Raw genomic sequence first — 26,031 nt, 5'->3', positions numbered from 1 at the left:
AGATCGACAACGCCCAGCCTACGACGCGGTGATCAGTCTCCCCGAGGCGCAAACATGATCAGGCACATACCGGCCAGGCACACCAGCGCGCCCACCACGTCCCAGCGGGTCGGCCGGTACCCGTCCGCGACCACGCCCCACGCGAGCGAACCCGCCACGAACACCCCGCCGTACGCCGCCAGGATCCGCCCGAACTCGGCATCCGGCTGCAACGTCGCCACGAACCCGTACAGCCCCAGCGCGATCACCCCGCCCCCGATCCACGCCCAGCCCCGCCCCTCCCGCACCCCCTGCCACACCAGCCACGCGCCCCCGATCTCGAACAGGGCGGCCAGCGCGAACAGGAACACGGAACGGGCGACGACCATGGGCCACAGGGTGCCACGCGGCCCCGGACCCGTGACGCACGCCCGGCCCCGTGGAACACGTGGTTCACATCGGGCGGCCACCGCTACCGCCCCCTCCCGAAGGTCCCGACGCCGATGCCCTCCCCCCTCACCCTCACCCTCGCCCTGACCACCGCCCTCATGACCCCGGCGGCCTACGCGACCCCCGCCACCCCGGCCGCCCCGGTGACTCCCCCCACATCCAAGGCAGCCGCCACGTCCACGGCACCGCCCGACGGCGACCCGCCCGAGGCCGACCTCGCCTTCCACGGCCACGCCCGCCTGACCGGCACCCGGCTCACCGTCGTCCTCACCCCGCGCAACAACGGCCCCCACGACATCCCCGACGCCACCCTGCGCCTGACCCTGTCCAGCCCCCTGGCCGACGCCCAGACCCTGCCCACCACCTGCCTGCGCAGCGACCGCCGCGCCCTCTCCTGCCGCACCGGCCCCCTACCGGCCACGACCCACGGCCCCCGCCTCACCGTCCCGGTCGGATTCGCAGCGGCCCCCACGGAGATCACCGTCGAGATCACCACGCCCTGGAACGGCGGCCCGAGGGACCGCGCCCCGGACAACAACCACCTGGAGGTCCTGCTCCGGGACACGGACGCCACGTATTACTTCTGATTACTTCTGACCCGGGTCCGGGCGGAGGTGCTCGGCGTGTGACCGGGAGGCTCAGCCCTTCACACACACCACCTGCTTCAGCTTCGCCACGACCTCCACGAGGTCGCGCTGCTGATCGATGACCTGCTCGATCGGCTTGTAGGCACCCGGGATCTCGTCCACGACACCGCTGTCCTTACGGCACTCCACGCCCCGGGTCTGCTCCTCCAGGTCGCGCGTCGAGAAGCGCCTCTTGGCCGCGTTCCGACTCATCTTCCGGCCCGCGCCGTGCGAGGCGGAGTTGAAGGACGCCGCGTTGCCGAGGCCCTTCACGATGTACGAACCCGTCCCCATGGAGCCGGGGATGATCCCGAACTCCCCCGAGCCCGCGCGGATCGCGCCCTTACGGGTGACGAGCAGGTCCACACCGTCGTAGCGCTCCTCACTGACGTAGTTGTGGTGCGCGCTGATCTCCGGCTCGAAGGTCACCTTCGCCTTCTTGAACTCCTTGCGGACCACGTCCTTGAGGAGCGCCATCATGATCGAGCGGTTGTACCTCGCGTACTCCTGAGCCCAGAACAGGTCGTTGCGGTACGCGGCCATCTGCGGGGTCTCCGAGATGAACACGGCCAGGTCGCGGTCGACGAGGTTCTGGTTGTGCGGAAGCTTCTGCGCGACGCCGATGTGGTGGTCGGCGAGCTCCTTGCCGATGTTGCGGGAACCGGAGTGGAGCATGAGCCAGACCGAATCGGATGTATCTACACAAACCTCTACGAAGTGATTGCCGCTGCCGAGCGTCCCCATCTGCTTGAGGGCCCTGCCCTCGCGGAACTTGACCGCGTCCGCGACACCCCCGAACCGCTCCCAGAAGTCGTCCCAGCCCGCGGTTCCGAAGCCGTGCAGGCGGCCCGGGTCGACCGGGTCGTCGTGCATGCCGCGGCCCACCGGGATCGCCTGCTCGATCTTGGAGCGGAGGCGGGAGAGGTCGCCGGGGAGGTCGTTCGCCGTCAGGGACGTCTTGACCGCGCTCATGCCGCAGCCGATGTCGACCCCGACCGCCGCCGGGCAGACCGCGCCCCGCATCGCGATCACCGAGCCGACCGTCGCGCCCTTGCCGTAATGGACGTCGGGCATGACGGCAAGGCCCTTGATCCAGGGAAGGGTCGCCACGTTGCGGAGCTGCCGCATCGCCCCGTCCTCGACGGACGCGGGGTCAGCCCACATGCGGATGGGAACCTTGGCCCCCGGTACCTCTACGTATGACATGAAATCCCCCGAAAGTAGACGTGGTTGGCGCCAAAGGTGTCAGTGGTGTCAGTGGTGCCTATGGCGCTGAAGTCTCAATAAGCAAATACCGGGGCCAAGGTCGACGAAAAGGTTGCCGGACCGGCGTCCACGGCAGTGCGTGCGATAGACATTGTCAGCACTGGTCGCCTCGGGGCGGCAACCGATTAACCAGGCGTGACCCGCCGAGAGGAGCCCTTACGGTGCAGCGGAAGTCGTACGCGTACGTGGTGCCGGGCATCGCCGTGTTCCTGGCGGCGTTGCTCGCCGGCTGCACAGGAGGTTCCGGCTCCGACGACGACGCGGGCGACGCGAAGCAGGGCGGGATGAGCGCCTCCGCGCCGGCGGCCAAGCCCGGCAAGTACCGGACGCTGCCGGAACCGTGCGCCCAGCCCGACAAGGAGACGCTGGACGCGATGCTCCCCGGCATCAAGGAGCTGACGGACGAGCGGCAGCGGGAGAACGCGTACGAGGGCACGGCGACGGCCACGTACGACACGGACCGCCGGGCGGGGTGCGGGTGGAAGGACGGTTCGGCGACGGGCGGTACGCATCGGCTGACCCTGGACTTCGAGCGGGTGGTCTCCTACGGCGCGTCGGACAGCGACGACGCGTCGGCGCAGGAGGTCTTCGCCTCGAAGCTGGAGAAGGCCGATCTACCGACTCCGGTGCCGACGAGCTCCGTGACGGAGACCGATAAGCCCGAGAAGACCGATAAGCCCGAGGAGACCGGCAAGTCGGAGAAGGCTGACAAGACGGAGAAGGCGGACAAGGCCGATAAGTCGGGTACGTCGGAGAAGGCCGGGGAAGGTGGGAAGTCCGACCGGTCCGACCAGTCCGGCGCGTCCGATGCGGGCGCCGAGTCGTCGGCCCCCGCCTCGCCCTCCTCGTCCGTGCCCGCCGCCGAGCTCCAGCCGCGGCTGCTGGACGGTCTGGGTGACGAGGCGTTCATCGATGACGAGCTGTCGGGTCCCGAGGCGGCCCGGAGCCGGACGGTGACTGTGGTGTTCCGCACGTCCAACGCCCTGGTGACCATCCAGTACGTGGCCCAGTCCGCGACCCCGGGACAGGCCCCGGACAGCAAGGAATCGCAGGACACAGTGCAGGAGCTGGCGCAGAAGCTGGTCGGGAAGTTCGGCGAGTAGGGGGCTCTCGGGGGGCGTCGCGGGTGCGGGGAAGCCGAGGCGTGCGGGGCGGCTACGGCGTACGGTGGCCCATCGGACCCGGGTTCGTGGTGGCTCTGTGAAGATGCCGCCGTGTTTCCGGGGTCGTGCTCCAGCCAGCGTCCTAGTGAAGGAACCATGCACCGTCCGACCAAGCGACTCACCCGCATCCTTGCCTGCGCAGCCGCCGTGCCGGTGGTTCTCGTCGTAGCAGGCTGCTCCTCCGACTCCGGTTCGGATTCCGGCTCCGGCGACAAGGCGGCCAAGACGTCGGGGGCGAAGGCGTCCTCGTCGACCGCCGCGGACGCGGCGAAGAAGGTGGCTCCGGCGACGTACAAGTCGCTGCCGCAGGCGTGCTCGGCGCTCTCGAAGAAGACGCTGGGCGATCTGGTGCCGAAGGGCGACAGCAAGTCGGGGCCGTCGGACGACGAGTCGACGCGGGCGAGCTGTTCCTGGTCGAGCCTGGACAACAACGGGGTCAAGGGCTCCCAGTTCCGCTGGCTGAATGTCTCGATGGTCCGTTTCGAGTCGGATGTGAACCGGGGCAGCGGCGACAAGCTGGCGTCGGCGTACTACGCGAAGCAGGTCAAGGACGCGCAGGCGACGGACGGCGCGAAGGGCGTGAAGACGCAGCCGGTGGCGGGTACGGGTGACGAGGCGACGCTGGTGCGCTTCGACAGCACGTACAAGGAGAAGAAGAAGGACGTCACGTCCAGGCAGCAGACGGTCGTCTCGCGCGTGGACAACGTGGTGGTGACGGTCAACTACAACGGTTCCGGTCTCGCGGGCGAGAAGACCCCGGACGCCGACGAGCTGTCGAAGGACACCGAGAAGGCGGCGAAGGAGGCGGTGGCCTCGGTCGTGGACTCGGCGAAGAGCAACCCTTCGGGGTCGCAGTCGTCCCCGTCCTCGTCGTCCTCGTCGTCCTCGTCGTCCTCGTCGGTGAAGCCGTCCTCGTCGGCGAAGCCGAGCGCGTCCGCTTCGAAGAAGGCCGACGCCAAGGCCTAGGACGAGTAAGTCACCGTTGTTTTCCGCGGTTTGAGGAGCCCGGCCCCTTTTGGGTGCCGGGCTCCGGGCGTACCGGCCCACGGCCGTCCGCACAGGTGTGCCAGTCTGGTGGACGCAACATGCCGAACTGGGAGGGGAACTGGAGTGGCCGCGCCACTGGAGCTGACACGGACGCACCGGATACTCATCGGCCTGGTGGTGGCCGGTGCGGTCGTCATCGCGGGGATCGGTTTCGCCGGTTCGTACGCGGCCGTGCGTGAGCTGGCCCTGGAGAAGGGCTTCGGGAACTTCGCCTACGTCTTCCCGATCGGCATCGACGCGGGCATCTGCGTCCTGCTCGCCCTGGATCTCCTGCTCACCTGGATCCGCATCCCGTTCCCGCTCCTGCGGCAGACCGCATGGCTGCTGACCGCCGCGACGATCGCGTTCAACGGTGCGGCGGCCTGGCCGGACCCGCTGGGCACCGGAATGCACGCCGTCATCCCGATCCTGTTCGTGGTCGCGGTGGAGGCGGCGCGGCACGCGATCGGGCGGATCGCGGACATCACCGCGGACAAGCACATGGAGGGCGTGCGCCTCACGCGGTGGCTGCTGTCGCCGCTTCCGACGTTCCTGCTGTGGCGGCGGATGAAGCTGTGGGAGCTGCGCAGCTACGACGCGACGATCAAGCTGGAGCAGGAGCGGCTCGTGTACCAGGCGCGGTTGCGTTCGCGGTTCGGGCGGGCGTGGCGGCGCAAGGCGCCGGTGGAGTCGTTGATGCCGCTCAGGCTGGCGCGGTACGGGGTGCCGCTCTCGGAGACGGCACCGGCCGGGCTCGCCGCGGCCGGGATCGAGCCGCAGTTGTTGCCGCCGCAGCCCGTGGCGCAGGGCCGGGACGCGGTGCCCGCGCTGGAGCCGACGGCCGGGGCGGGGGCTGCTCAGGTGGCGGGCCCGATGGCGGGTCCGGCGGTCGCCGAGGCCGTTGCCGAGGCGCCGAGCCAGTGGTTCGCGACGCCGCGTGAGGTGGCGTACCAGGGTGACTACAACCCGGATTTCGAACCGCCGACGTTCGTCCCCGAGCAGGAACATCAGGGCTGGTACGAGGAGCAGCCGCAGCAGATCCCGGTGCCGGTGCCGCGACCCAGGGCGGCGGAGCCCGGGGTGGAGCAGGAGCCCGAGGCCGGGTTCCCGGTGCCGAACGGGGCGGGCGGGACGCGGGCGTTGGGTGACGGCGCGCAGGACACCGTCGCCGCGGCGCCCACCGAGGAGGATCTGTACCGGGTGTACCGGCAGGCGATCGACGGGGAGATGCCGTCGCCGGGGCGGTTCGCGGCGGACGTGGAGGACTCGTTCGGTATCCGGCTGGACCCGCGTGACGTGAAGCGGCTCGCGGACCAGTTCGAGGCGCGTTACAACGCGGAGCTGATGGCGGATCACATCGCCTGAGGCGTGTACGCGCCTGCGGCGACAGGAAGGGGCGGCACCGGAGTGGATTCCGGTGCCGCCCCTTCCCTGCGGCCGGGCGGGTCAGGCGCCGAGCAGCTTGCGCACGCGGTCGGCTCCGACGGCGAGCAGCAGCGTGGGCAGGCGCGGGCCGGTGTCGCGGCCCACGAGCAGGTGGTAGAGCAGCGCGAAGAAGGAGCGCTGGGCCACCTTGATCTCGGCGGGCAGTTCCTTGGCGGTGGCGTCGGCGGGGAAGCCGGCCTGCACCTTCGGGACGCCGTACACGAGGTGGGTGAGGCCGTCGAGCGACCAGTGCGAGTCCAGGCCGTCCAGGAGGAGGCGGACGGACTGGCGGTTCGCCTCGTCGAGGGCGGCGAGGGCGTCGGTGTCCGGTTCGGCGCGGACGATGGTCCGCGATTCGGCGGGCACGTACGTGGTGGCCCACGCCTCGGCCTTGTCGAGCCGGGGGCGGACGACGGAGAGGTCCGTGACCGGGTTCTCCGGGTCGAGCTCGGCGAGGATGCGCAGCGTCTGCCGCTCGTCCCCGGCCGTCACGTCGGCGACGGAGGCCAGCGTGCGGTAGGGCAGGGGGCGTTCGGTGCGCGGGAGTTCACCGGCGGCGGTGCCGACGGCGCGGCTGTACGCGGCGGCGTCGGCGGGCAGCGCGGAGCCGTCCGCCACCTTCGCGGCGAGCTTGTCCCACTCGTCGTAGAGCCGCTGGATCTCCTGGTCGAAGGCGATCTTGAAGGACTGGTTGGGGCGGCGGCGGGCGTAGAGCCAGCGCAGGATCTGCGGCTCCATGATCTCCAGCGCGTCGCCCGGGGTCGGGACGCCGCCCTTGGACGACGACATCTTCGCCATGCCGGAGATGCCGACGAAGGCGTACATCGGGCCGATGGGCTGCTTGCCGCCGAAGACGCGGTCGACGATCTGGCCGCCGACCTGGAAGGAGGAGCCGGGGGACGAGTGGTCGACGCCGGACGGCTCGAAGATCACGCCCTCGTAGGCCCAGCGCATCGGCCAGTCGACCTTCCAGACCAGCTTGCCGCGGTTGAACTCGGTGAGCCGGACGGTCTCGGTGAAGCCGTCGAGGGTGCAGGTGTAGGACAGCTCCGTCGTCTCGTCGTCGTAGGAGGTGACGGTGGTGAGGTCCTTGCCGCACCGGCCGCAGAACGGCTTGTACGGGTAGTAGCCGCCCGCGCCGCCGCTGCCGTCGTCCTCGGAGGCGGCGCCGGAGCCCTCGGCGGCCTCCACCTCGGCCTCGTCCAGCGGCTTCTGCTGCTTCTGCTGCTTGGCCGGGGCCTTCTTCGTGCGGTACTGGGCGAGGATCGCGTCGATGTCGCCGCGGTGCTTCATGGCGTGCAGGATTTGCTCGCGGTAGACGCCCGAGGTGTACTGCGCGGTCTGGCTGATGCCGTCGAACTCCACGCCGAGGGCGCCGAGCGCCTCGACCATGGCGGCCTTGAAGTGCTCGGCCCAGTTCGGGTGGGCGGAGCCGGCCGGGGCGGGCACGGAGGTCAGCGGCTTGCCGATGTGCTCGGCCCAGGACGCGTCGGTGCCGGGCACCCCGTTCGGGACCTTGCGGTAGCGGTCGTAGTCGTCCCAGGAGATCAGGTGCCTGACCTGGTACCCGCGGCGGCGGATCTCGTCGGCGACCAGGTGCGGGGTCATGACCTCGCGCAGGTTGCCCAGGTGGATCGGGCCGGACGGGGACAGGCCGGAGGCGACGACGACCGGTTTGCCCGGGGCACGGCGCTCGGACTCGGCGATGACATCGTCCGCGTAACGCGACACCCAGTCGGCCTGCTGGGCGCTCTGAGCGCTGCTGTCAGCCACGGTCGGCACGTCCTTCTCTCCTCGTTGTCTCATACGGAGTACATCCGCCGGGCCGCGCCGGTACGTCGGCGGGCCCGCCCATTGTCACCCGCGACGGTTCGTGCCGGAAAACGGATAGGTCCGCCGTACAACCCCAAGGGCCCCGCGTCAGTCCTCTCTGCGTGATCACAGACAGATTCCGCGCAGGGCTGCGCGTGGGGGCCGCCGGGCTCTCCATAGCCCTGCCGTCGGCCTGCGTCGTCCTCGCGGCGCCCTCCGCCGTAGCCGCCGTGACCTGCGGCGACACCACCTTCAAGCGGACGTTCTACAGCAATACCTCCTTCTCCGGGACGCCGAAGAAGACGGACTGCGACACCACCATCGACCAGAAGTGGACCGGCGCGCCGCTCTCCGGCATGGCGACGAACAACTTCTCGGTGCGCTGGTCGCTCACCCGTGACTTCGGCTCGGGCGGCTGCTTCACCTATCGCCTCTCCGGCACGGACGGCCTGCGGCTGTACGTGGACGGCGTCCGCAAGGTCGACAAGTGGAAGAACACCGGTGACGGCGGCAACAGCGTCCCCGGCACGTTCTGCGTCGGCTCGGGCACGCACACCGTCCGCGTCGACCACACGAACTGGACGGGGCTTTCCCAGGTGAAGTTCGCCTGGCCCGCCTCGTCGGACAGCAAGGCACCGCTCGCCCCGACCGGCATCAGTACCTCGTACGACGCGGCGACCGGCAAGGCGACCGCCCGCTGGACCAAGAACCGCGAGCTGGACATCGCTCGCTACGAGGTCCTGGTGGAGACCGTCGGGAGCGGTGTGTCGCGGTGGACGACCACCGGCACCAGCGCGTCGTACGCGCTGCCGAAGGACGGCCAGAAGTATCGGTTCTGCATCCAGGCCGTGGACAAGTGGACCAACTACGGCAAGACCGCCTGCGGCCCGTACGTCACCCCGCCGGACAAGACGGCCCCGCCGGTCCCGGCCGTGCGCGCGTCGGACGTCTCGGTCTCCACGTATCTCGGTACGCCGCGCGTCAACGTCTGGCTGGGCCAGGTGCAGCCGTCGGAGGGGCCCGTCTTCACGCTGTGGCGCGCCACCGCCGCGACGGGCCCGTTCACCGCGGTCGCCACCATGGACCTGCGCGAGAGCCCGGGCGAGCAGTACCTGTACGACGAGACGCCCGGCGAGAGCAGGACGTACTACTACGCGGCGTCCGCGACCGACGCCGTCGGCAACACCTCGGCGCGCACCACGCCGGTCAAGGTGAGCACGCCGGACACGACGGCGCCGGGCGCGGTGGCGGGGCTCGCGGCCACGGCGGACATCGACAGAGCCGTCCTGACGTGGAACGCGTCGTCCGACGGCGCGGTGCGCTGGGAGGTGTACGGCGCGGACGGCGGCGCGGCCCCGGCCCTGCTCGGCACCGCCACGACCGCCGAGTACCGGGACACCACGGCGAAGCCGGGCGTGCGGCGCACGTACACGGTGTACGCGTTCGACGCGGCGGGCAACCGGTCGAAGCCGGCGACCGTCACGGCGACGCGGCAGGTGGCGCCCCCGACGCCCGTCAGCCTGAAGCCCGACGCGCAGGGCCGCCCGGAGCTGCGCTTCAAGGTGGCGGCGGACAACGACCACAGCGGCGGCTTCAAGGTCTACTCGGGCTCCAGCGCGTCCACGGCGCGCACCACGCAGCGCGCCTGCGCGCCGGTCGAGGTGGCCCGGACGTCCCTGGACGTCGAGTATGTGTGCACGCTCACCGACTTCGGTGGCTCGACGGACCGCTACGTCACGGTCGCCGCCGTCGCCGGGAACGGGGTGACGTCCGGCTACGCCAAGGCGGTGCGGTACGACGACACGGTCGCGCCGCCGGTCCCCTCCGGCTTCGCGGCGACGCCCGAGGCGTGGGGCACGACCCTGCGCTGGGACGCCCCCGCCGTCGCCGACCTGCGCTCCTACTGGCTGCGCGCCGGGCGTCCCGAGACGGTCGACGGTGTGCGCACCTGCGCGGGCGGGAACACCGAGGTCCTCGCGGGCGGCGCCACGTCGTACCAGGACACGGAGGGCCTGCCGGACGGCGAGGAGCGCTGCTGGGAGCTGCGCGCGGTGGACGGCGCCAACAACTACAGCGAGGCCGTCACCGTCTACGCGGCCGAGCAGGACACCCGGCCCGCGGAGGCGACCGCGCCGGGCTCCCCCGTGACCGGCCTCGACGCCTCGGTGAACGCCGGTGACACCGCCTTGAACTGGGACACGCTCGACGGCGCCACCGGCTACCGGGTCTACCGCTGGGACCGGGCCTCTGGCGCGTACGAGCGGATCGCCGACGGCGCGCTGGAGAACCCGAACACGGCGGAGTTCCGGCACTTCCGTGACGAGCAGGCCCCGGCGGGCACCGCCGTCTACTACCGCGTGAGCGCGGTGTACGCGGACGGCACCGAGTCGGCACCGGCCCTCGCGGCCGTGGCCCTGGCACCCACGGCCTGACGCGGCGGCCGGCGGGGGCGGGCGGGAATCCATGCGACCGCCCGTCCGCCCCCGTGGGAGACTGGAGGCGTTTTCGGTACACCTGACTCCTACGAGCGGAACGGCATCTACTCCATGGCCTCGGTCACGTCCCTCACGTCCTCCGTCGATCAGCGTCTCGCCGACGCCCTCGGTGCCGCCCTCCCCGAGGCCGGTGCGGGCGCGGACCCGCTGCTGCGACGTAGCGACCGGGCCGACTACCAGGCCAACGGGATCCTCGCCCTCGCCAAGAAGGCGAAGGCGAACCCGCGGGAGCTGGCCGCGCAGGTCGTGGAGAAGATCGTCAAGGGTGAGCTGCTCGCCGACGTCGAGGTCTCGGGGCCCGGCTTCCTGAACGTCACGGTCACCGACCGGGCGATCACCGAGACGCTCGCCGCGCGCGCCGCCGACGGCGACCGGCTCGGCGTGCCGTTGAAGGAGAACCCGGGCGTCACGGTCATCGACTACGCGCAGCCGAACGTGGCGAAGGAGATGCACGTCGGCCACCTGCGCTCGGCGGTCATCGGCGACGCGCTGCGGGGCATGCTCGACTTCACCGGCGAGCGGACGATCGGCCGGCACCACATCGGCGACTGGGGCACCCAGTTCGGCATGCTCATCCAGTACCTGATCGAGAACCCCGGCGTGCTGGCCCCGGCCACGGACGTCGACGGCGAGCAGGCCATGTCGAACCTGAACCGGGTCTACAAGGCGTCGCGCGCGGTCTTCGACACGGACGAGCAGTTCAAGGAGCGGGCCCGCAAGCGGGTCGTGGCGCTCCAGTCCGGCGACAAGGAGACCCTCGACCTGTGGCAGCGGTTCGTCGACGAGTCGAAGGTCTACTTCTACTCGGTCTTCGAGAAGCTCGACATGGAGATCCGCGACGACGAGATCGTCGGCGAGTCGGCGTACAACGACATGATGCCGCAGACGGCGCGGCTCCTTGAGGAGTCGGGTGTCGCGGTGCGTTCCGAGGGCGCGCTCGTCGTGTTCTTCGACGAGATCCGCGGCAAGGACGGCGAGCGGGTGCCGCTGATCGTGCAGAAGGCGGACGGCGGCTTCGGCTACGCGGCCTCCGACCTCTCGGCGATCCGGAACCGCGTCACGGAGCTGGACGCGACGACGCTCCTGTACGTCGTGGACGTGCGGCAGTCGTTGCACTTCAAGATGGTCTTCGAGGCGGCCCGCCGGATGGGCTGGCTGAGCGAGAAGGTCACCGCGCACAACATGGGCTACGGCACGGTGCTCGGCGCGGACGGCAAGCCGTTCAAGACGCGTGCGGGTGAGACGGTGAAGCTGGAGGACCTGCTCGACGAGGCCGTCGAGCGGGCCACCGCCGTGGTGCGCGAGAAGGCCGAGAAGGTCGGCCTGTCCGAGGACGAGATCGTCGAGAACGGGCGCTACGTCGGGATCGGCGCCGTGAAGTACGCGGACCTGTCGACGTCGGCGAACCGGGACTACAAGTTCGACCTGGACCAGATGGTGTCGCTGAACGGCGACACGAGCGTCTACCTCCAGTACGCGTACGCGCGGATCAAGTCGATCCTGCGCAAGGCGGCGGGTGTGAGCCCGGCCGCGCACCCCGAGGTCGCGCTGGCCCCGGCGGAGCGGGCGCTCGGCCTGCACCTGGACGCGTTCGGCGATCTGGTCTACGAGGCGTCGGCCGAGTACGCGCCGCACAAGCTGGCCGCGTACCTGTACCAACTGGCGTCGCTGTACACGACGTTCTACGACCAGTGCCCGGTGCTGAAGGCGGAGACGACGGAGCAGGTCGAGAACCGGCTGTTCCTCTGCGACCTGACGGCCCGGACGCTCCACCAGGGCATGGCCCTGCTGGGCATCCGGACCCCCGAGCGCCTTTGATCAACCCCTGAGCGCCCGGCCCAGGCGTCGCAGGCCCTCCGCGATCTCCCGCGGGGTCTGGGTCACGAAGCAGAGTCGCAGGGTCCTTGGGTCGGGCTCGGCGCTGTGGAACGGGGCGCCGGGGACGTAGGCCACCTCGTGTTCGACCGCCTTGCTCAGCAGGGCGGTCGAGTCGTACGCACCGCTGTCCGGGAGCCGCGCCCAGAGGAACATGCCGCCTTCGGGGCGGGTCCAGGTGGAGCCGTCGGGCAGCGCGTCGGCCAGCCCCGCGAGCATCGCGTCGCGGCGTGTCCCGTACTCCGCGGCGACCTTCGCGACGTGCGCGTCGAGGTCGCTGTCGGCCAGGTAGCGGGCGGCGGCGAGCTGGTTGACGGTCGGGGTGTGCAGGTCGGCGGCCTGTTTGGCGACGGCGCAGGCGCGGCGCAGTTCCTCCGGGGCGCGCAGCCAGCCCAGGCGCAGTCCGGGCGCCATCACCTTGGAGAAGGAGCCGAGCAGGACGGTGCGGTCGCGGGCGCCTTCGTGGGCGGCGATCCAGGGGACGCGGTCGCCCTCGAAGCGGAGTTCGCCGTACGGGTCGTCCTCGACGATCCACAGTCCGCGGCGGGCCGCGACCTCGGCGACGGCGGCGCGGCGGTCGGCGGGCAGGGTGCGGCCGGTCGGGTTCTGGAACGTCGGCACCGTGTAGAGCAGCTTGGGCCGGTGCGCGGTGACGAGCGCGTCGAGGGCGTCCGGGTCGATGCCGTCGGCGTCGCAGGGGACGGGGACGACGCGGGCCCCGGCGAAGCGGAACGTCTGGAGGGCCGCCAGATAACAGGGGTTCTCGACGAAGACGGTGTCGCCGGGTTCGACGAGGGCGGTGGCGAGGAGGGACAGGGCCTGCTGGGAGCCGGTGGTGACGAGCAGGTCGTCGGCGGTCGTGGGCAGGGAGCGGGCCGTGGTGCGGGCGGCGAGCGCCTCGCGCAGGGCGGGTTCGCCCTCGGTGGTGGAGTACTGGAGGGCGCGCCGCGGGTTCTCGGCGAGGACGTGGGCGAAGGCGGCGGCGATGCCGTCGGTGTCGAAGAGTTCGGGCGCCGGCAGGCCACCCGCGAAGTTGATGACCTCGGGGCGGGCGGTCACCGCCAGGATGGCCCGGATCGGCGAGCCGCCGGTGGTGGCGACGCGGGCGGCGGGCGAGGCGGGTGGCACGGTGGCGGTCATGGTCGCGGGGTCCTTCCTGGCGGGTGTCTCCCGCGACCCTAGAGAGATCGGTGTCCTGTGCACCGGCCTTTCCGCGATCCGGACGACGGCCCCGGGTTATCCCCCCACCCGTTCGATCCACTCGCCGCCGCCCAGCGGGTAGTCGTAGCCGGGGCGGCCGGTGTTCGCGCTGGTGCGGAACGCGGTGCCCGCGTTGTCGATGTGCACGGTGCCGCGGCGGTCGCCGCTGGACCATTCCAGGCTGAGGTCCCAGCGGACGTCACGGGTCCTGGTGCGGGCGGTGAGGTAGAAGACCTCGGGGTCGGACTCGCTGACCTTGTACGGGAAGTCGCGCTGCCCGTGGGCGGCGCGGGCGGTCGGGGTGCCCGCGTCCAGGTTCACGTCGAACGACTTGGTCTCCACGCCGCCGCCGCAGCCGACGCCCATCGAGTAGTCGTTCCAGGCGAGCGGGGCGCCGCTGCTGACGACGCGGACGTGCAGCGCTTCCAGGACGACGGTGTCGTGCCCGGTGCCCTGCACGGTGAGGCCCACGCGCTGTTCGCCGGAGGAGACCGCGCCGTACGCGGACGCCCAGCGCTGGGCGTCCTGTTCACCGGCGGGCGGCCCCATCTGGGCCGGTCCGCTGTCGACGAGGAAGTGCTGGCTGCACGCGCTCTCGTAGACGTAGGGACGGGTGCTGACAGTGAGGGGGGTGCCGGTGGGGGCGGTGGTGGAGCGGGAGGGCCGCGCGGCCGGCGGGGCCTTCCGCCCCGTGGGCGCGGAGGGCGCGGCGGAGCCGGTGGCCGATGTGGACGCCGACGGTGAGGTCGACGCGGAGGCGGTCGGCGGGCGGGACGGTGCCCGGTCCGCCGCGCCCCGCCCGCTCGGTGCCGTCGCCCCGGCCGCCGTCCGGCGCGCGGCGTCCTTGTCGCCGCCGGAGGGCAGGTTCACGGCGAGGACGACGGCTCCGAGCACGGTGACGGCGGCGACACCGGCCACCAGAGCGGTGGGCCTGCGGCGGGACCGGGCGGGGGGTTCGGCGGCGCCGGGGAGGTCGATGTCCTCGGGGGGCGGCGCGCTGTCGGCGGACGTCTGCGCGGGCGCCGGGGTCTTTGAGGACTCCGGTGTCTCGTCCGGCGCGGTGAGGGCCTCGGGCGGGGTGGTGGCAGCGGTTCGGCGTCCCCGGTTCGCGTCCGCGAGGACCCACTGGCGGTGCAGGGCGACGAGTTCCTGCGGCGTGGCCTTGCAGAGCCGCGCCAGGCGCTCCACCGGGGCGTAGTCCGTCGGCACGGCCGTGCCGTTGCAGTAGCGGTGCAGTGTGGACGTGCTCATGTGCAGCCGCTTGGCCAGCGTGCCGTAGCTGAGCCCCGAACGGTCCTTCAGCTCGCGCAGCCGCGCCGCGAACGCGTCCGCGGCGCCTTGCGTGCTCTCCCCTGACACCCGTTCCTCCGTTCCCCCGCGTCCCGCCCCAGCGTTCCAGGCGGTCCGCGTTTCCCCTGGTCAAAGCGTGTTCCAGCGTTCCAGTGTCCCGTACTGCCCGTGGCTCGTGGCGGCTGGGACGGATCGCCGCACAAGCTCTGGTCATCCAAGCACCACACCCACCGCAGCACCGAAGGGGATCTCCCGCATGTCCAGCATCCGTACCTCCCGTACCCGTCGTGTTCGTCGTGCCCGTCTCGCCACCGCCGCGGCGGGTGTCGCCCTAGCCGCGTTCTCGCTGACCGCGTGCGACGACGGCTCGGGCGTCAAGGACGAGGGCGCGTCGGCGGGCAACGCCGGTTCCGCCTCCACCGTGTCGGACACGAAGCCCGCCGGCACGCAGCCCGCCCCGGCCGGTTCGCAGTCCGCCACGGCCGCTCCGAAGCCCACCGCCTCGGCGCCCGCCGCCCCGAAGCCGTCCGCCTCGGCACCGGCCGCGAACAAGCCGGGCGCCGCCGAGCCGGCCGCGCCGGGCAAGCGCGTCGTCTGCGACGCCTCCATCACGCGGACCACGGCCGCACCGGTCAACCGTCCCGTGAACCACATGCTGCTCACCGTCACCAACACCGGTTCGACCGCCTGCGATCTGTACTACTACCCGGCGGTGCAGTTCACGGGCGCCCAGTCCGTGCCGCCGGTCATCGAGGAGTCCCAGCCGCAGGCGGTGGTCTCGCTGGCGCCCGGCCAGTCCGGCTATGCGGGCGTCGCCCTCGCATCGGCGGACGGCAGCGGCTCCCACGGCTACACGGCGAAGTCCCTCACCGTGCACTTCGCGGGTCCCAAGGGCCACTCCGGCTACGACGGGAAGGCCGCGCGGCCCGCGCTCCCCGCCGGGGGCGTCTACCTGGACGACTCGGTCAAGGTCACGTACTGGCAGACGTCGATGGACGCCGCGCTGACCTGGTGAGGTGGGCCGTCGACGCGGGGCGTGGTGCAGGCTGTCGTCCATGCAGTCGTACGCCGATGTCGAGGAACTGGCCGCCCGCGCCCGCACCCTGGCCGCCACAGGATCGCGCCGCGTCCTCGGGGTGGCGGGCCCACCGGGCGCGGGCAAGTCCACGCTCGCCGGGGCTCTCGTGCGGGCCCTGGACGGTCTGGCGGTGCTCGTGCCCATGGACGGTTTCCACCTGGCCGACGCCGAACTGGCCCGGCTCGGCCGGGCCGACCGCAAGGGCGCCCCTGACACCTTCGACGCGCACGGGTACGCGGCGCTCCTCGCGCGGCTGCGGGCGCCGCGTCCCGGGGAGACGGTGTACGCGCCGTCCTTCGAACGGGACCTTGAGCAGCCGCTCGCGGGGGCGCTGCCGGTGGAGCCGGACGTACCGCTCGTGGTGACCGAGGGGAACTACCTGCTCCTGGACGAGGAGCCGTGGTCGACGCGGGTGCGCCCGCTCCTCGACGAGGTGTGGTGGGTGTCCGTGGACGACGCCCTGCGCGTCGAGCGGCTGACCGCCCGCCACGTCGCCTTCGGCAAGTCCCCGTCCGCCGCCCGCGACTGGGTCCTGCGCTCGGACGAGGCGAACGCCCGCCGGGTGGCCCCGGGCCGCGAACGGGCCGACCTGGTGGTGGACCTGCCTCTCCTCGGCCGCCGCCCCGGCGCCTGAGCGGGTCACCGGCCGCGCAGCTCCCCCTTGACGACTTTGCCGCTCGCGTTGCGCGGCAGTTCCGGTACGAAGGTGACGTGCCGCGGCACCTTGTAGTTGGCCATCTCGCGGCGGGCCCAGGCGATCAGGTCGTCGGCGGTGAGGAGCGCGCCGGGCCGCCGGACCACGTACGCCTTGCCGACCTCGCCGAGACGGCCGTCCGGTACGCCGACGACCGCCACGTCGGCGATGTCCGGGTGCAGGCCGAGCAGTTGCTCCGTCTCGGCCGGGTAGGCGTTGAAGCCGCCGACGATGTACATGTCCTTGATGCGGTCGGTGATGCGGAGGTAGCCGTCCGCGTCCATGACCCCGACGTCGCCCGTGCGCAGCCAGCCGTCGGCCGTGATCGCCTCGGCCGTCGAGGCGGGGTCCTCGAAGTAGCCGCGCATGACGTTGAAGCCGCGGACCAGGACCTCCCCGGGTTCGCCGGGGGCGGCCGAGTCGACCCGTACCTCGGTGCCGGGGATCGCCCGCCCGGAGGTCGCCGCGATCCGTTCGGCGGGATCGCCGCGCCGGCACATCGTGACGATGCCGCTCGCCTCGGACAGGCCGTAGGCGGTGAGCACCGTGTCGACGCGCAGTTCACCGCGCAACCGCTCGACCAGGCGCAGCGGCACCACGGCCGCGCCCGTCACGACGAGCCGCAGCGCCGACAGGTCGTGGGCGTCGCGGCCCGGGTGGTCGAGCAGGGCCTGGTGCAGGGTGGGCGGTCCCGGCAGCACGGAGATGCGTTCGGCGGCGATGTTGGCGAGGACCGTGTCGACGTCGAAGACGGGTTGCGGGACCATCGTGGCGCCGCGCGTGAGGCAGGCGATGATGCCCGCCTTGTAGCCGAAGGTGTGGAAGAACGGGTTCACGATGAGGTAGCGGTCGCCCTCGCGCAGGCCCGCGAGGTCCGACCAGATCTCGTAGCCGCGCACGGTCTGCGCGTGGGTGATGACCGCGCCCTTGGGCCGCCCGGTGGTGCCGGAGGTGAAGATGATGTCCGAGGCCGACGCCGGGGCGACGGCGTCGGAGCGGGCCCGCGCGTCCTTGTCGGTCACCGTGTCCCCGGCGGCCAGGAACTCCTTCCAGGTGCGGTACCCGGGCACGTCGGGCGCGGTGTCGCCGAGCACCACCACCTGTTCCAGGCAGGGGAGTTCGGCGCCCGCCTGGTGCGCGCGGCGCAGCGAGGCCACGTAGGAGGTGCCGAGGAAGGTGCCGGTGACGAAGAGGAGGCGGGCCCGGGAGCGGGCCAGGACGTCGGCGGCCTCGGCTCCCTTGAAGCGGGTGTTGAGGGGGACGAGGACGGCGCCCGCGCCGACCGCGCCGAGCGCGGCGACGATCCAGTCGAGGGTGTTGGGGGCCCAGATCGCGACGCGGTCGCCGGGTTCCACGCCCGCGGCGACGCAGGCCGCGGTGGCCCGTTCGACGCGTTCGCCGAGCTGCGCGTAGGTGACCCGGGTGCGGCCCTCGACGACGGCCTCCCGGTCGGCGTGGCGCCGGGCGGCGTCGCGCACCAGCTCCGGGATGGTCCGCGGGTCGCTCCCGGCCGCTGTGCCGCCGTCCGTACGCATCGCGCTCCCCTCCACGACCACCACCGCGGCGGCCGGGCACCGTAGCTGACTATCCGTCAGATTAGCTGTAGCCTGACGCGCTGTCAGCACACCGGGATTCCAGTCAGGGGTGTCCATGGCGCACGCGACGGCAGGCATCAAGGACGCGACGGCCATCGTCGGCATAGGACAGACGGGCTTCGCGAAGCAACTCCCCGAGTCCGAGAAGACGTTGGCGTGCCGGGCGGTCGTCGCCGCGCTGGACGACGCGGGCATCGCGCCGTCCGAGGTCGACGCCTTCGCCTCGTACACGATGGAGGAGACGGACGAGGTCGAGCTCGCGAAGGCCATCGGCGCCGGTGACGTCACGTACTTCGGCAAGGTCGGCTACGGCGGCGGCGGTTCCTGCGCGACCCTCGCCCATCTCGCCTCGGCCATCGCCACGGGACAGGCGAGCGTCGGCGTCGCCTGGCGCTCACGGAAACGGGGCAGCGGCCCCCGCCCGTGGAGGAGCACCACCGCCCAACTCCCCACGCCCGCCCAGTGGACCCGGCCGTTCGGGCTGCTGCGGCCCGCCGACGAGATCGGCATGCTGGCCCGCCGCTACATGCACGAGTACGGCGCCACCCGCGACCACTTCTTCAACGTCGCCCTCGCCTGCCGCAACCGGGCCAACCAGAACCCCGCCGCGATGATGTACGAGCGTCCCCTCACCCGGGACATGTATATGACGGCCCGCTGGATCAGCGAACCGCTCTGCCTCTACGACAACTGCCTGGAGACGGACGGGGCGCTGGCCTGCGTCCTGGTCTCCGCCGAACGCGCCCGCGACTGCCGCCACAAGCCGGTCTACGTGCACTCCGCCGCCCAGGGCCTGCCCGCCCAGCACCACGGCATGGTCAACTACTGGAACGACGACCCGCTCACCGGCCCCGCCTGGACGGCCGCCCGCCACCTGTGGAAGCACGCCGACCTCACCCCCGAGGACATCGACGTGGCCCAGATCTACGACGCGTTCACCCCGCTCATCCCGCTCTCCCTGGAGGGCTACGGCTTCTGCGGACGCGGCGAGGGCGGCGCGTTCACCGAGGGCGGCGCCCTGGAGATCGGCGGGCGGCTGCCCATCAACACCGGCGGCGGCGGCCTCTCCGAGGCGTACGTCCACGGCTTCAACCTCATCAACGAGGGCGTGAAGCAACTGCGCGGCACCAGCACGGCCCAGATCCCGGACGCACGGACCTGCCTGGTGACAGCGGGCGAAGGGGTCCCCACATCGGCGGTGCTGCTGAGAGCCCCGTAGGGCCTGGAAGTGCGCGAGCGACCACGACGAACCGGGCACCCGGCAAAGGACAGCGACATGGCAGACGCTCCCCCATCCGCCCTACTGACCCCGACCCCCGACGACGACGGCGCCCCTTTCTGGGCCTACACGGCACGCGGCGAACTGAGGATCCAGGCCTGCGCCGACCCGGCCTGCGCGGAACTCCGCTTCCCGCCCCGCCCCTGCTGCCCGCACTGCCGGTCCTTCGACAGCGAATGGCGCGCGATGAGCGGCCAGGGACGCATCTGGTCCTACGTCGTCCCGCACCCGCCGCTGCTCCCCGCCTACGCCGCGCAGGCCCCCTACAACGCGATCGTCGTCGAACTCGCGGACGCCCCCCGCATCCGTCTCGTCGGCAACCTGGTCGCCTCGGCCGACGCCCGCCTGGACTCGGTCGACCCGGACCGCATCAGGATCGGCGCGAAGGTGCAGGTCGTCTTCGCGCGGGTCGACGGCTTCGCACTGCCCCGCTGGGTCCTGGAGCGGCCGTGACCCTGCGCACGGAGACCGACAAGGAGACCGGGGTGGCCGTGGTCACCCTGGACCGCCCGCACCGCCTCAACGCGATCGACGCCGCCACCGCCGACGAACTGGCCGCCGCCTGGCGCAGGTTCCGCTTCGACGACACCGTACGGGCGATCGTCCTGACCGGCGCGGGGGACCGCGCGTTCTGCACGGGCATCGACCGCTCCACCGCCGCCCCGCAGCCCGGCTCCCCCTTCTCCACGGACGATCCGCTCCTGCGAGTCGGCCCGAAGGCCAACGACCTGTGGAAGCCGGTCATCGCCGCCGTCCGGGGCATGGCCTGCGGCGGGGCGTTCTACCTCCTTGCCGAGGCGGAGTTCGTGATCGCGGACGAGACGGCCACGTTCTTCGACCCGCACACCACGTACGGCATGGTCAACGCGTACGAGGCGATGCACCTCGCGCAGCGCATGCCGCCCGGCGAGGTGGCGCGGCTCGCGCTGATGGGGGCGGCGGAGCGGATGTCGGCGCGGCGGGCCCACGAGATCGGCCTGGTCAGTGAAGTCACCGCGCCGGGCGGGGCGTTGGAGGCGGCACTCGCGTGCGCCGCCACCGTCGCCGGATGCCCGACGGAGGCGGTGCAGGGCACGGTGCGGGCGGTGTGGGCGGCCACGGAGACCGCCCGCGCCCACGCCTTCGCCCAGGCCCCGCACCTGATCGCCCTCGGCAGCCTGCCGCCCGAGCGGCAGGCCGAGCTGTTCACGTCCCGGTCGCCGGGCGGGTTCCGGGTGCGGTGAGGGTCAGCCCGAGGGGGTGGCGGTCCGGTCGACCTCGCAGTGGTCCACCCGGGCCGCCAGGTCGTCGCCCCCGACCGGCACCTTCGCCCTCGTCCTCCCCTTCGCGTCCACCTTGACCTCGTGGAACACCTGCTTGACCGTGTCGCCGTCCGCGTCGAGGAAGCGGACGTCCACGGCGAACCGCACGTACTTGCTGTTGGGATTGCGCACCTCGACGGTGGCGTACGGCGTCACCGCGTCGGCGCAGGCGATCAGGCGCGCGGTGCCGTCCTGCGTCGTCGTCCGTCCGCCGCCGGAGGACGACGACGGCGTGGACCGGTACCCGGGCCGCCGCCGCGTGGTGCCGCTGTCGCCCGACGAACCGGACGACCCCGACGAGCCGTACGATCCCGAAGAACCGTACGGGTCCACGGAGGAGTCGTCGGAGTCGTCGGAGTCATCGGAGGAGTCGTAGGAGCCGGAGGACCCGCCGGAGCCGGACGAACCCGACGAGCCGGACGAGCTGTCGTGGCTCTGCGACGAGCTGCTGCATCCGCCGCCCCCGCCGCCGCTCCGGTGCCCGTGCGAACCCCCGTGCCCCCGGCCGGTGGAGAAACCCGTCAGGGCCAGTACCACCATCGCCGCGACAGCCGTCAGCTTCATTCCCCGTTTCATCACCCGGGGACCCTACCGGCACACGACTGCCGCGTGGCACCCCGCGGGTACCCGGCGTAGCGTCGAAAGCCCGACGGAGGAGGCTGTGATGCTGCGCAACATCGTCGGATCGGTCCTGGCTCTCGTCGGGGCGGCGGCCACCGTCTGGAGCCCTTTCCGCGCCTGGTACGACGGCCGTCGTGGCCGCGACTACCGCCTCGGAGACCTGTTCTCGGGCGGCGGGGTCACCGGCGCCCGAGCGGAGCTGTTCGGCTCCGCGTTCCTGCCCTTCGTGGTCCTCGCGCTGCTCGCGCTCCTGGGCATCCTGCTGCGGTCCCGGCCGCTGGTCGCCCTGACGGGCCTGCTCGTGCTGGCGGTGACCGTGCTGTGGATGGTGCGCGTGGCGCAGGCCGAGGGCGAGCTGGTCCTCACGGCGAACGGGAACGGGCTCGGCGACGGGGTGGCGGGCGCCCTCGGCGGCGGGCTGCTGCTCGTCATCGGCGCGCTGGTCATGCGCGGCCGGCGCCACCGCGGGCACCGGGAGCCCGCGCCCGCCCCCGCCGAAGGGCACGACCCGCAGGCGTGGGCCGCGACCGAACAGGACCGGACGCCCACCCAGACCCTCGGCACCCTGGGACAGCCGCAACCGCAGCCGCCGGTGCACTGGGGCGCGGACGCCGACCGGACCCAGCCGCTCCCCCAGCCACCCGAACGGCCGCCCGTGTGGGACGACACGAGTGCCCCGCAGGCGGCCCCACCCGACGACGGCCGGCCGCGCTAGCGGCTCGTCCCGGTCCCCTTCTCCGCGTCCAGGGCGTACACGCACCGGTCCTTGCTGCACGCGTACACCACGCCGTCGCGCACGACCGGGGTACCGGTGATCTCGCCGCCGGTGGCGAGCTTCCAGCGCAGTCGGCCGTCGTCCGCCTTCAGCGTGTACAGCAGGTGGTCCGTCGAGCCGAAGTGCACCCGCCCGTCGGCGACCACCGGCGAGCCGACGATCTCCCCGCCCGCCTGGAAACGCCACTTCGGCGTCCCCGTCACGGCGTCCAGGGTGTACAGGCCGTGGCCGCTGCCCACGTGCACATGGCCCTGGGCGACCAGCACCGGGTCGGTCGACGCGGGCCGCGCCTCCGTCGCGATGCGCCAGCGGTCACGGCCGTCCGTGGCGTCGAGCGCGTACACCGTGCCGAGGTGGTCGGCGAGGTACACGCCGCCGCCGGTCACCGCGGGTCCCGGCGCGAAGGCGGGCGGCGACAGGAACACCGCGGGCGCCTCGAAGTGCCAGCGGACGCGCCCGGAGCCGGTCTCCAGGGCGAGGACGCGGGTGCCCGCGGCGACGTACACGTGGCCGTCGGAGGCCGGGGTGAGCCGGACAGGGACGCCGCCGCAGGACGCCGCGTCGCCGATCGGGTACGACCAGCGCTCCTCGCCCGTGCGCGCCTCCAGGGCGCGCAGGCGCGCGTCCTGCCACACGTACACCGTGCCGTCGTGGACGACGGGCCCCGCCTCGGGCGACTCGAAGTCGGTCTGGCAGCCGGTGATCTCCCACAGCTTGTCGCCGCTCGCGGCCTCGCGGGCCTGGACGCCGCCGCCGCGGGTGCCGGTGACGACGGTGCCGCGGTCGGCCCGGAGCGCGTACACCCAGGCGTCGGTCTGGAGCCGCCACAGGTCGCCGCCCTCGCGGGCGTCGAGCGCCCACAGGGTCGGGCCGTCGGAGGCGTGGACACGGCCGTCGGCGACGGCCATGGACCAGGCGACGTCGCGGGTCTTGAAGCGGCGCCGCCCGGTCGCCACGTCGAGCGCGTGGACCTCGAAGGAGGTGACGTAGACGAGGTCACCGGCGACGTTCGGGGTGCCCCACACGTCGTTCGACATACGGAACCGCCAGGGCCGCCACGCGGAGCCCTCGGCCTGGGCGGGCGCGGGCACGACGGGGTCCGTCGTGCCGTTGAGGCCGGGCGCGGGGGAGGTGGCGCGGGACCAGGACGCGGCGAGGCCCGACGCGGCCGGGGGCGCCTTCACGGCGGCGGCGCGCGCGTCGGCGACCCGCGGCCCGGGCCCGATCGGCACCCGCGCCCCGGCCAGCCGGACGGGGCCGTCGGCGCCGAACCCCGTCCCCGCCATGGCCGGTGCGGGGCGCCGGTGGTCGGCGGAGCCGGGGCCCGGCGGGCGGTCCGGCATCGCGGGCACCCGGGCGCCGTGTCCCGGGGTGCGGCCGGCCGGGGGCTTGACGACGGTCCGGCCGCCGCGGCGCGCCTCGATCAGCGCGACGGACCGCTCGGGCAGCCACGCCGACGCCGTGCCGCTGTCGTCGCTGCCGGAGCCGAACAGGTGCGGTGCGAGCTGCGCCTGGAGGTCGGCGGGCGAGGGGCGCCGCGTGGCGTCCATCTGCATGCACGACTCGATGAGGGGCCGCAGCTCGGCGGGCAGGCCCTCCAGGTCGGGGCCCTCGCGCAGCAGCATGAAGACCGTCTCGACGGGGTTCGCGCCGTGGAAGGGGGCGTGCCCGGTCGCGGCGAAGACGAGGGTCGAGCCGAGCGAGAACACGTCGCTCGCGCCGGTGACGCTGCGGGAGTCCTTCGCCTGCTCGGGCGACATGTACGCGGGCGTGCCCACGGCCACGTTGGTCATGGTCAGGCGGGTGTTGGAGACGCCGGACGCGATACCGAAGTCGATGACGCGCGGCCCGTCCTCGACGACCAGGACGTTCGACGGCTTGAGGTCGCGGTGGACGAGGCCCGCGCCGTGGATGGACTGGAGCGCCTCGGCGACGCCCGCCGCGAGCCAGCGCACCGCCTGGGCGGGCAGCGGCCCGCACTCATTCACTATTTCCTCGAGGGAGGGCGCGGGCACGTAGGCGGTGGCGAGCCAGGGCACGGCCGCGCGCGGGTCGGCGTCGACGACGGCGGCCGTGTAGAAGCCGGACACCGCGCGGGCCGCCTCGACCTCGCGGGTGAAGCGCACCCGGAAGAGCTGGTCCTCGGCCAGTTCCGTGCGCACCGTCTTGATGGCCACGCGCCGGCCGGACGCCGAGCGTGCCAGATAGACCAGACCCATGCCGCCCGCACCCAGCCGTCCCAGCACCTCGAACGGCCCGATCCTCCTCGGATCGTGCTGCGTAAGCTGATCCATCACTTGCCTGCCACCTCCCCGTGCGATGCCGGAACCCCGAGGGTCCAGGTCGGTCGCACATACGGCCCCCGTCAGCGTCTCACCACCGCAGTGCTACGGCGGCACGCACCCTGATTCTTCCTGTCCGAGGCGCCGGTGGCGAACCTGGGGGCATATCGGGGTGTCACGGGCCCGCCCCGGCCGTTCTCAGACGGCGCACAGGGCGAACGCGGCGCCCTGGTCGTCGGTGAGGACCGCGAGGGGCCCGTACGGGGACTCGTGCGGTGCCTGAAGGACCCGTGCGCCGAGCCGGACCGCCTCGGCGCAACCGCCGGGGACGTCGGCCGCACCGAAGTGCGGCAGGAAGCGGGCGGCCCGCCCGGGGACCAGGCGGCGGCTCACCTCGGGAGCGGCGGGCCCGCCGGACCGCCACAGCCGCGCGTCGGCCGTGGCAGGGGTGCCGAACACGGCCGCGCGGAAGCTGTCACCGCGGGCCGCGTCGGGGGTCCGCAGTTCGACGCGGCAGAGGGCGCCGGGCGCCCCGGTCCGCTCGAAGCCCTGGTGGCTGCCCGCCTGCCACAGGCCGAACAGCGCTCCGTCGGGTCCCGCGGCGAGCGCCACGGTGGCCACGGCGCCGTCGGAGACCGGCCCCGAGACGAGGCGGCCACCGGCCGCGACGACCCGTTCGGCGGCGGCGTAGGCGTCCCGTACCGCGAAGTGCACGCGCCAGGCCGGAGGCCCGGGGGCGAGGGCGGCGACGGCCCGGTCCTCGCTGTACGCCGCCGTGTAGAAGCCGCGCTCGGCGCCCGCGCCCTCGTCGAAGGCCCACCCGAAGAGGTCGCCGTAGAAGCGCTTGCCCGCCTCGACGTCGGGCAGCCGGGCGTCGGCCCAGCACGGGGCGCCTTCGGGGAAGTCCGGCAGCATGGCGTAGACGCTAGCCACGGCGGCCCCGGCCCGGTGGTTCACATGCGAACGTCTGGCCGGATTCGGGCCCCCCGGTCGCCGCTTTTGTCCGGCAGGCAGGGGCCCCAACCCCATTTGCAGTCGGTCAGATCGCGCTCCGATCACCCCTCGGTAAGCTGACGGCATGACAGGACAAGTACGTACCGTCGACGGCCGTGTGGCCGGACGGCGTGGTCAGGCGACACGTCAGAAGCTGCTCGACTGCCTCGGCGAGATGCTCAGCTCCTCGCCCTACCGGGACGTCAAAGTCATCGATGTCGCCCGGAAGGCGGGCACTTCGCCCGCGACCTTCTACCAGTACTTCCCGGACGTCGAGGGTGCCGTCCTGGAGATCGCCGAGCAAATGGCCGCCGAGGGAGCGGGCTTGACCGATCTGGTCGCCGACCGTTCCTGGGTCGGCAAGGCCGGCTGGGCCACCGCCCAGGAGCTCGTGGACGGGTTCCTGGAGTTCTGGCGCCGCAATGACGCGATCCTGCGCGTCGTCGACCTCGGGGCGGCCGAGGGCGACAAGCGGTTCTACAAGCTCCGTATGAAGATCCTGAACTCGGTGAACAACTCCCTTGCGGACGCGGTCAAGGAGCTCCAGGACAAGGGCAAGGTCGACAAGGACGTGAGCCCGGCGGCGGTGGCCGGTTCCCTGGTCGCGATGCTCGCGGCGGTCGCCTCGCACCAGAAGGGTTTCCAGAGCTGGGGCGTCAAGCAGGCCGAACTCAGGCCGAACCTGGCTCTGTTGGTGTTCCTGGGCGTGACGGGGAAGAAGCCGACGAGGTAGCGCCTCCCCTTTCTCTCTTTTTCTTTCTTTTTCTTTCTCTCTTTCGTTCCTGGTCCTGTCGTACGGCGGCGGT

Annotated in this window: 22 protein-coding genes; 13 read left to right on the top strand and 9 right to left on the bottom strand. The window is 72.4% G+C overall.

The features are described 5' to 3' along the window. Positions 1-32: 32 nt before the first annotated feature. Positions 33-368, bottom strand: a complete 336-nt coding sequence (locus ACIRF8_RS01260; RefSeq protein ID WP_404209649.1) for a YnfA family protein — start codon at positions 366-368, stop codon at positions 33-35. 114 nt (positions 369-482) lie between these two features. Between ACIRF8_RS01260 and ACIRF8_RS01255 the strand changes: the two genes are divergently transcribed. Then, positions 483-1,016: a hypothetical protein gene (locus ACIRF8_RS01255; RefSeq protein ID WP_404209647.1), complete on the top strand. Its 534-nt coding sequence runs from the start codon at positions 483-485 to the stop codon at positions 1,014-1,016. A 51-nt stretch (positions 1,017-1,067) separates the two neighbouring features. Here ACIRF8_RS01255 and ACIRF8_RS01250 read toward each other — a convergent pair whose 3' ends face one another. Then, positions 1,068-2,261: an RtcB family protein gene (locus ACIRF8_RS01250; protein WP_404209646.1), complete on the bottom strand. Its 1,194-nt coding sequence runs from the start codon at positions 2,259-2,261 to the stop codon at positions 1,068-1,070. Positions 2,262-2,482: 221 nt separating this feature from the next. Here ACIRF8_RS01250 and ACIRF8_RS01245 point away from each other — a divergent pair, with 221 nt between their 5' ends. The 3 genes from ACIRF8_RS01245 to ACIRF8_RS01235 all read left to right on the top strand — a co-directional run bounded on the left by ACIRF8_RS01245 (position 2,483) and on the right by ACIRF8_RS01235 (position 5,875). After that, on the top strand, positions 2,483-3,424 hold the full coding sequence (locus ACIRF8_RS01245; protein ID WP_404209644.1) for a DUF3558 domain-containing protein: 942 nt from the start codon (positions 2,483-2,485) through the stop codon (positions 3,422-3,424). A 156-nt stretch (positions 3,425-3,580) separates the two neighbouring features. After that, complete coding sequence (locus ACIRF8_RS01240) at positions 3,581-4,450, top strand: DUF3558 family protein (RefSeq protein ID WP_404209642.1); 870 nt, start codon at positions 3,581-3,583, stop codon at positions 4,448-4,450. Positions 4,451-4,594: 144 nt separating this feature from the next. Continuing rightward, on the top strand, positions 4,595-5,875 hold the full coding sequence (locus tag ACIRF8_RS01235) for a DUF2637 domain-containing protein (RefSeq protein ID WP_404209640.1): 1,281 nt from the start codon (positions 4,595-4,597) through the stop codon (positions 5,873-5,875). An 81-nt stretch (positions 5,876-5,956) separates the two neighbouring features. On the opposite strand, the gene lysS is transcribed toward ACIRF8_RS01235, so the two are convergent. After that, complete coding sequence (gene lysS, locus ACIRF8_RS01230; protein WP_404209638.1) at positions 5,957-7,741, bottom strand: lysine--tRNA ligase; 1,785 nt, start codon at positions 7,739-7,741, stop codon at positions 5,957-5,959. Positions 7,742-7,869: 128 nt separating this feature from the next. Between lysS and ACIRF8_RS01225 the strand changes: the two genes are divergently transcribed. Continuing rightward, on the top strand, positions 7,870-10,179 hold the full coding sequence (locus ACIRF8_RS01225; RefSeq protein WP_404209636.1) for a PA14 domain-containing protein: 2,310 nt from the start codon (positions 7,870-7,872) through the stop codon (positions 10,177-10,179). A 114-nt stretch (positions 10,180-10,293) separates the two neighbouring features. Beyond that, positions 10,294-12,060 (top strand): arginine--tRNA ligase, encoded by a 1,767-nt coding sequence (gene argS, locus ACIRF8_RS01220; protein WP_404209634.1) that lies wholly within the window; start codon positions 10,294-10,296, stop codon positions 12,058-12,060. On the opposite strand, the gene ACIRF8_RS01215 is transcribed toward argS, so the two are convergent. Next, positions 12,061-13,257, bottom strand: coding sequence for a PLP-dependent aminotransferase family protein (locus tag ACIRF8_RS01215; protein WP_404209632.1), 1,197 nt, complete (start codon positions 13,255-13,257; stop codon positions 12,061-12,063). It abuts the gene before it with no gap. A gap of 96 nt (positions 13,258-13,353) precedes the next feature. Then, positions 13,354-14,676, bottom strand: a complete 1,323-nt coding sequence (locus ACIRF8_RS01210; protein ID WP_404209630.1) for a helix-turn-helix domain-containing protein — start codon at positions 14,674-14,676, stop codon at positions 13,354-13,356. Between the two features lie 187 nt (positions 14,677-14,863). Here ACIRF8_RS01210 and ACIRF8_RS01205 point away from each other — a divergent pair, with 187 nt between their 5' ends. Continuing rightward, positions 14,864-15,622, top strand: a complete 759-nt coding sequence (locus ACIRF8_RS01205) for a DUF4232 domain-containing protein (protein WP_404209628.1) — start codon at positions 14,864-14,866, stop codon at positions 15,620-15,622. Positions 15,623-15,662: 40 nt separating this feature from the next. Then, positions 15,663-16,319 (top strand): nucleoside/nucleotide kinase family protein, encoded by a 657-nt coding sequence (locus ACIRF8_RS01200; RefSeq protein WP_404209626.1) that lies wholly within the window; start codon positions 15,663-15,665, stop codon positions 16,317-16,319. A gap of 5 nt (positions 16,320-16,324) precedes the next feature. On the opposite strand, the gene ACIRF8_RS01195 is transcribed toward ACIRF8_RS01200, so the two are convergent. After that, a complete protein-coding gene (locus tag ACIRF8_RS01195; protein WP_404209624.1) occupies positions 16,325-17,914 on the bottom strand; it encodes a FadD3 family acyl-CoA ligase in 1,590 nt (529 codons plus the stop codon). Positions 17,915-18,029: 115 nt separating this feature from the next. Here ACIRF8_RS01195 and ACIRF8_RS01190 point away from each other — a divergent pair, with 115 nt between their 5' ends. Genes ACIRF8_RS01190 through ACIRF8_RS01180 form a run of 3 tightly spaced genes read left to right on the top strand, consistent with a single transcriptional unit; the run spans position 18,030 to position 20,476 of the window. Then, complete coding sequence (locus ACIRF8_RS01190; RefSeq protein ID WP_404209622.1) at positions 18,030-19,193, top strand: lipid-transfer protein; 1,164 nt, start codon at positions 18,030-18,032, stop codon at positions 19,191-19,193. A 57-nt stretch (positions 19,194-19,250) separates the two neighbouring features. Further along, the gene (locus tag ACIRF8_RS01185) at positions 19,251-19,706 is read left to right on the top strand and encodes a Zn-ribbon domain-containing OB-fold protein (protein ID WP_404209620.1); all 456 of its coding nucleotides are present in this window, start codon (positions 19,251-19,253) and stop codon (positions 19,704-19,706) included. Next, the gene (locus ACIRF8_RS01180; RefSeq protein WP_404209618.1) at positions 19,703-20,476 is read left to right on the top strand and encodes an enoyl-CoA hydratase/isomerase family protein; all 774 of its coding nucleotides are present in this window, start codon (positions 19,703-19,705) and stop codon (positions 20,474-20,476) included. Before ACIRF8_RS01185 ends, ACIRF8_RS01180 begins: the two co-directional genes overlap by 4 nt. A gap of 3 nt (positions 20,477-20,479) precedes the next feature. Here ACIRF8_RS01180 and ACIRF8_RS01175 read toward each other — a convergent pair whose 3' ends face one another. Then, positions 20,480-21,118: a hypothetical protein gene (locus tag ACIRF8_RS01175; RefSeq protein ID WP_404209617.1), complete on the bottom strand. Its 639-nt coding sequence runs from the start codon at positions 21,116-21,118 to the stop codon at positions 20,480-20,482. Positions 21,119-21,218: 100 nt separating this feature from the next. On the opposite strand from ACIRF8_RS01175, the gene ACIRF8_RS01170 reads away from it, so the two are divergent. Next, positions 21,219-21,890, top strand: coding sequence for a hypothetical protein (locus ACIRF8_RS01170; protein WP_404209615.1), 672 nt, complete (start codon positions 21,219-21,221; stop codon positions 21,888-21,890). Here the strand turns inward: ACIRF8_RS01170 and ACIRF8_RS01165 are convergent. After that, complete coding sequence (locus ACIRF8_RS01165) at positions 21,887-24,247, bottom strand: PQQ-binding-like beta-propeller repeat protein (RefSeq protein ID WP_404209613.1); 2,361 nt, start codon at positions 24,245-24,247, stop codon at positions 21,887-21,889. The two genes, ACIRF8_RS01170 and ACIRF8_RS01165, sit on opposite strands and share 4 nt — an antisense overlap. 183 nt (positions 24,248-24,430) lie before the next feature. Continuing rightward, positions 24,431-25,165 carry a VOC family protein gene (locus ACIRF8_RS01160; protein WP_404209611.1) on the bottom strand — a complete coding sequence of 245 codons (735 nt, stop codon included), beginning with the start codon at positions 25,163-25,165 and terminating at the stop codon, positions 24,431-24,433. Positions 25,166-25,310: 145 nt separating this feature from the next. Between ACIRF8_RS01160 and ACIRF8_RS01155 the strand changes: the two genes are divergently transcribed. Next, positions 25,311-25,958, top strand: a complete 648-nt coding sequence (locus ACIRF8_RS01155) for a TetR family transcriptional regulator (protein ID WP_404209609.1) — start codon at positions 25,311-25,313, stop codon at positions 25,956-25,958. The last annotated feature ends 73 nt before the right edge of the window (positions 25,959-26,031 follow it).

Origin of the sequence: Streptomyces sp. NPDC102406 (assembly GCF_044765725.1) — a bacterium.
GTDB lineage: Bacteria > Actinomycetota > Actinomycetes > Streptomycetales > Streptomycetaceae > Streptomyces.
Note: the sequence above shows the minus strand (reverse complement) of the source record. Positions and strands in the feature narration are given on the sequence as shown.

Excerpts from the sequence above, each read along its gene's own strand:
- ACIRF8_RS01190 (WP_404209622.1), top strand. The coding sequence starts at position 18,030 with ATGGCGCACGCGACGGCAGGCATCAAGGACGCGACGGCCATCGTCGGC.
- ACIRF8_RS01215 (WP_404209632.1), bottom strand. The coding sequence starts at position 13,257 with ATGACCGCCACCGTGCCACCCGCCTCGCCCGCCGCCCGCGTCGCCACC.
- ACIRF8_RS01170 (WP_404209615.1), top strand. The coding sequence starts at position 21,219 with ATGCTGCGCAACATCGTCGGATCGGTCCTGGCTCTCGTCGGGGCGGCG.
- ACIRF8_RS01195 (WP_404209624.1), bottom strand. The coding sequence starts at position 17,914 with ATGCGTACGGACGGCGGCACAGCGGCCGGGAGCGACCCGCGGACCATC.
- ACIRF8_RS01200 (WP_404209626.1), top strand. The coding sequence starts at position 15,663 with ATGCAGTCGTACGCCGATGTCGAGGAACTGGCCGCCCGCGCCCGCACC.
- argS (WP_404209634.1), top strand. The coding sequence starts at position 10,294 with ATGGCCTCGGTCACGTCCCTCACGTCCTCCGTCGATCAGCGTCTCGCC.
- lysS (WP_404209638.1), bottom strand. The coding sequence starts at position 7,741 with ATGAGACAACGAGGAGAGAAGGACGTGCCGACCGTGGCTGACAGCAGC.
- ACIRF8_RS01155 (WP_404209609.1), top strand. The coding sequence starts at position 25,311 with ATGACAGGACAAGTACGTACCGTCGACGGCCGTGTGGCCGGACGGCGT.
- ACIRF8_RS01205 (WP_404209628.1), top strand. The coding sequence starts at position 14,864 with ATGTCCAGCATCCGTACCTCCCGTACCCGTCGTGTTCGTCGTGCCCGT.
- ACIRF8_RS01255 (WP_404209647.1), top strand. The coding sequence starts at position 483 with ATGCCCTCCCCCCTCACCCTCACCCTCGCCCTGACCACCGCCCTCATG.
- ACIRF8_RS01175 (WP_404209617.1), bottom strand. The coding sequence starts at position 21,118 with ATGAAGCTGACGGCTGTCGCGGCGATGGTGGTACTGGCCCTGACGGGT.
- ACIRF8_RS01240 (WP_404209642.1), top strand. The coding sequence starts at position 3,581 with ATGCACCGTCCGACCAAGCGACTCACCCGCATCCTTGCCTGCGCAGCC.
- ACIRF8_RS01185 (WP_404209620.1), top strand. The coding sequence starts at position 19,251 with ATGGCAGACGCTCCCCCATCCGCCCTACTGACCCCGACCCCCGACGAC.
- ACIRF8_RS01250 (WP_404209646.1), bottom strand. The coding sequence starts at position 2,261 with ATGTCATACGTAGAGGTACCGGGGGCCAAGGTTCCCATCCGCATGTGG.
- ACIRF8_RS01260 (WP_404209649.1), bottom strand. The coding sequence starts at position 368 with ATGGTCGTCGCCCGTTCCGTGTTCCTGTTCGCGCTGGCCGCCCTGTTC.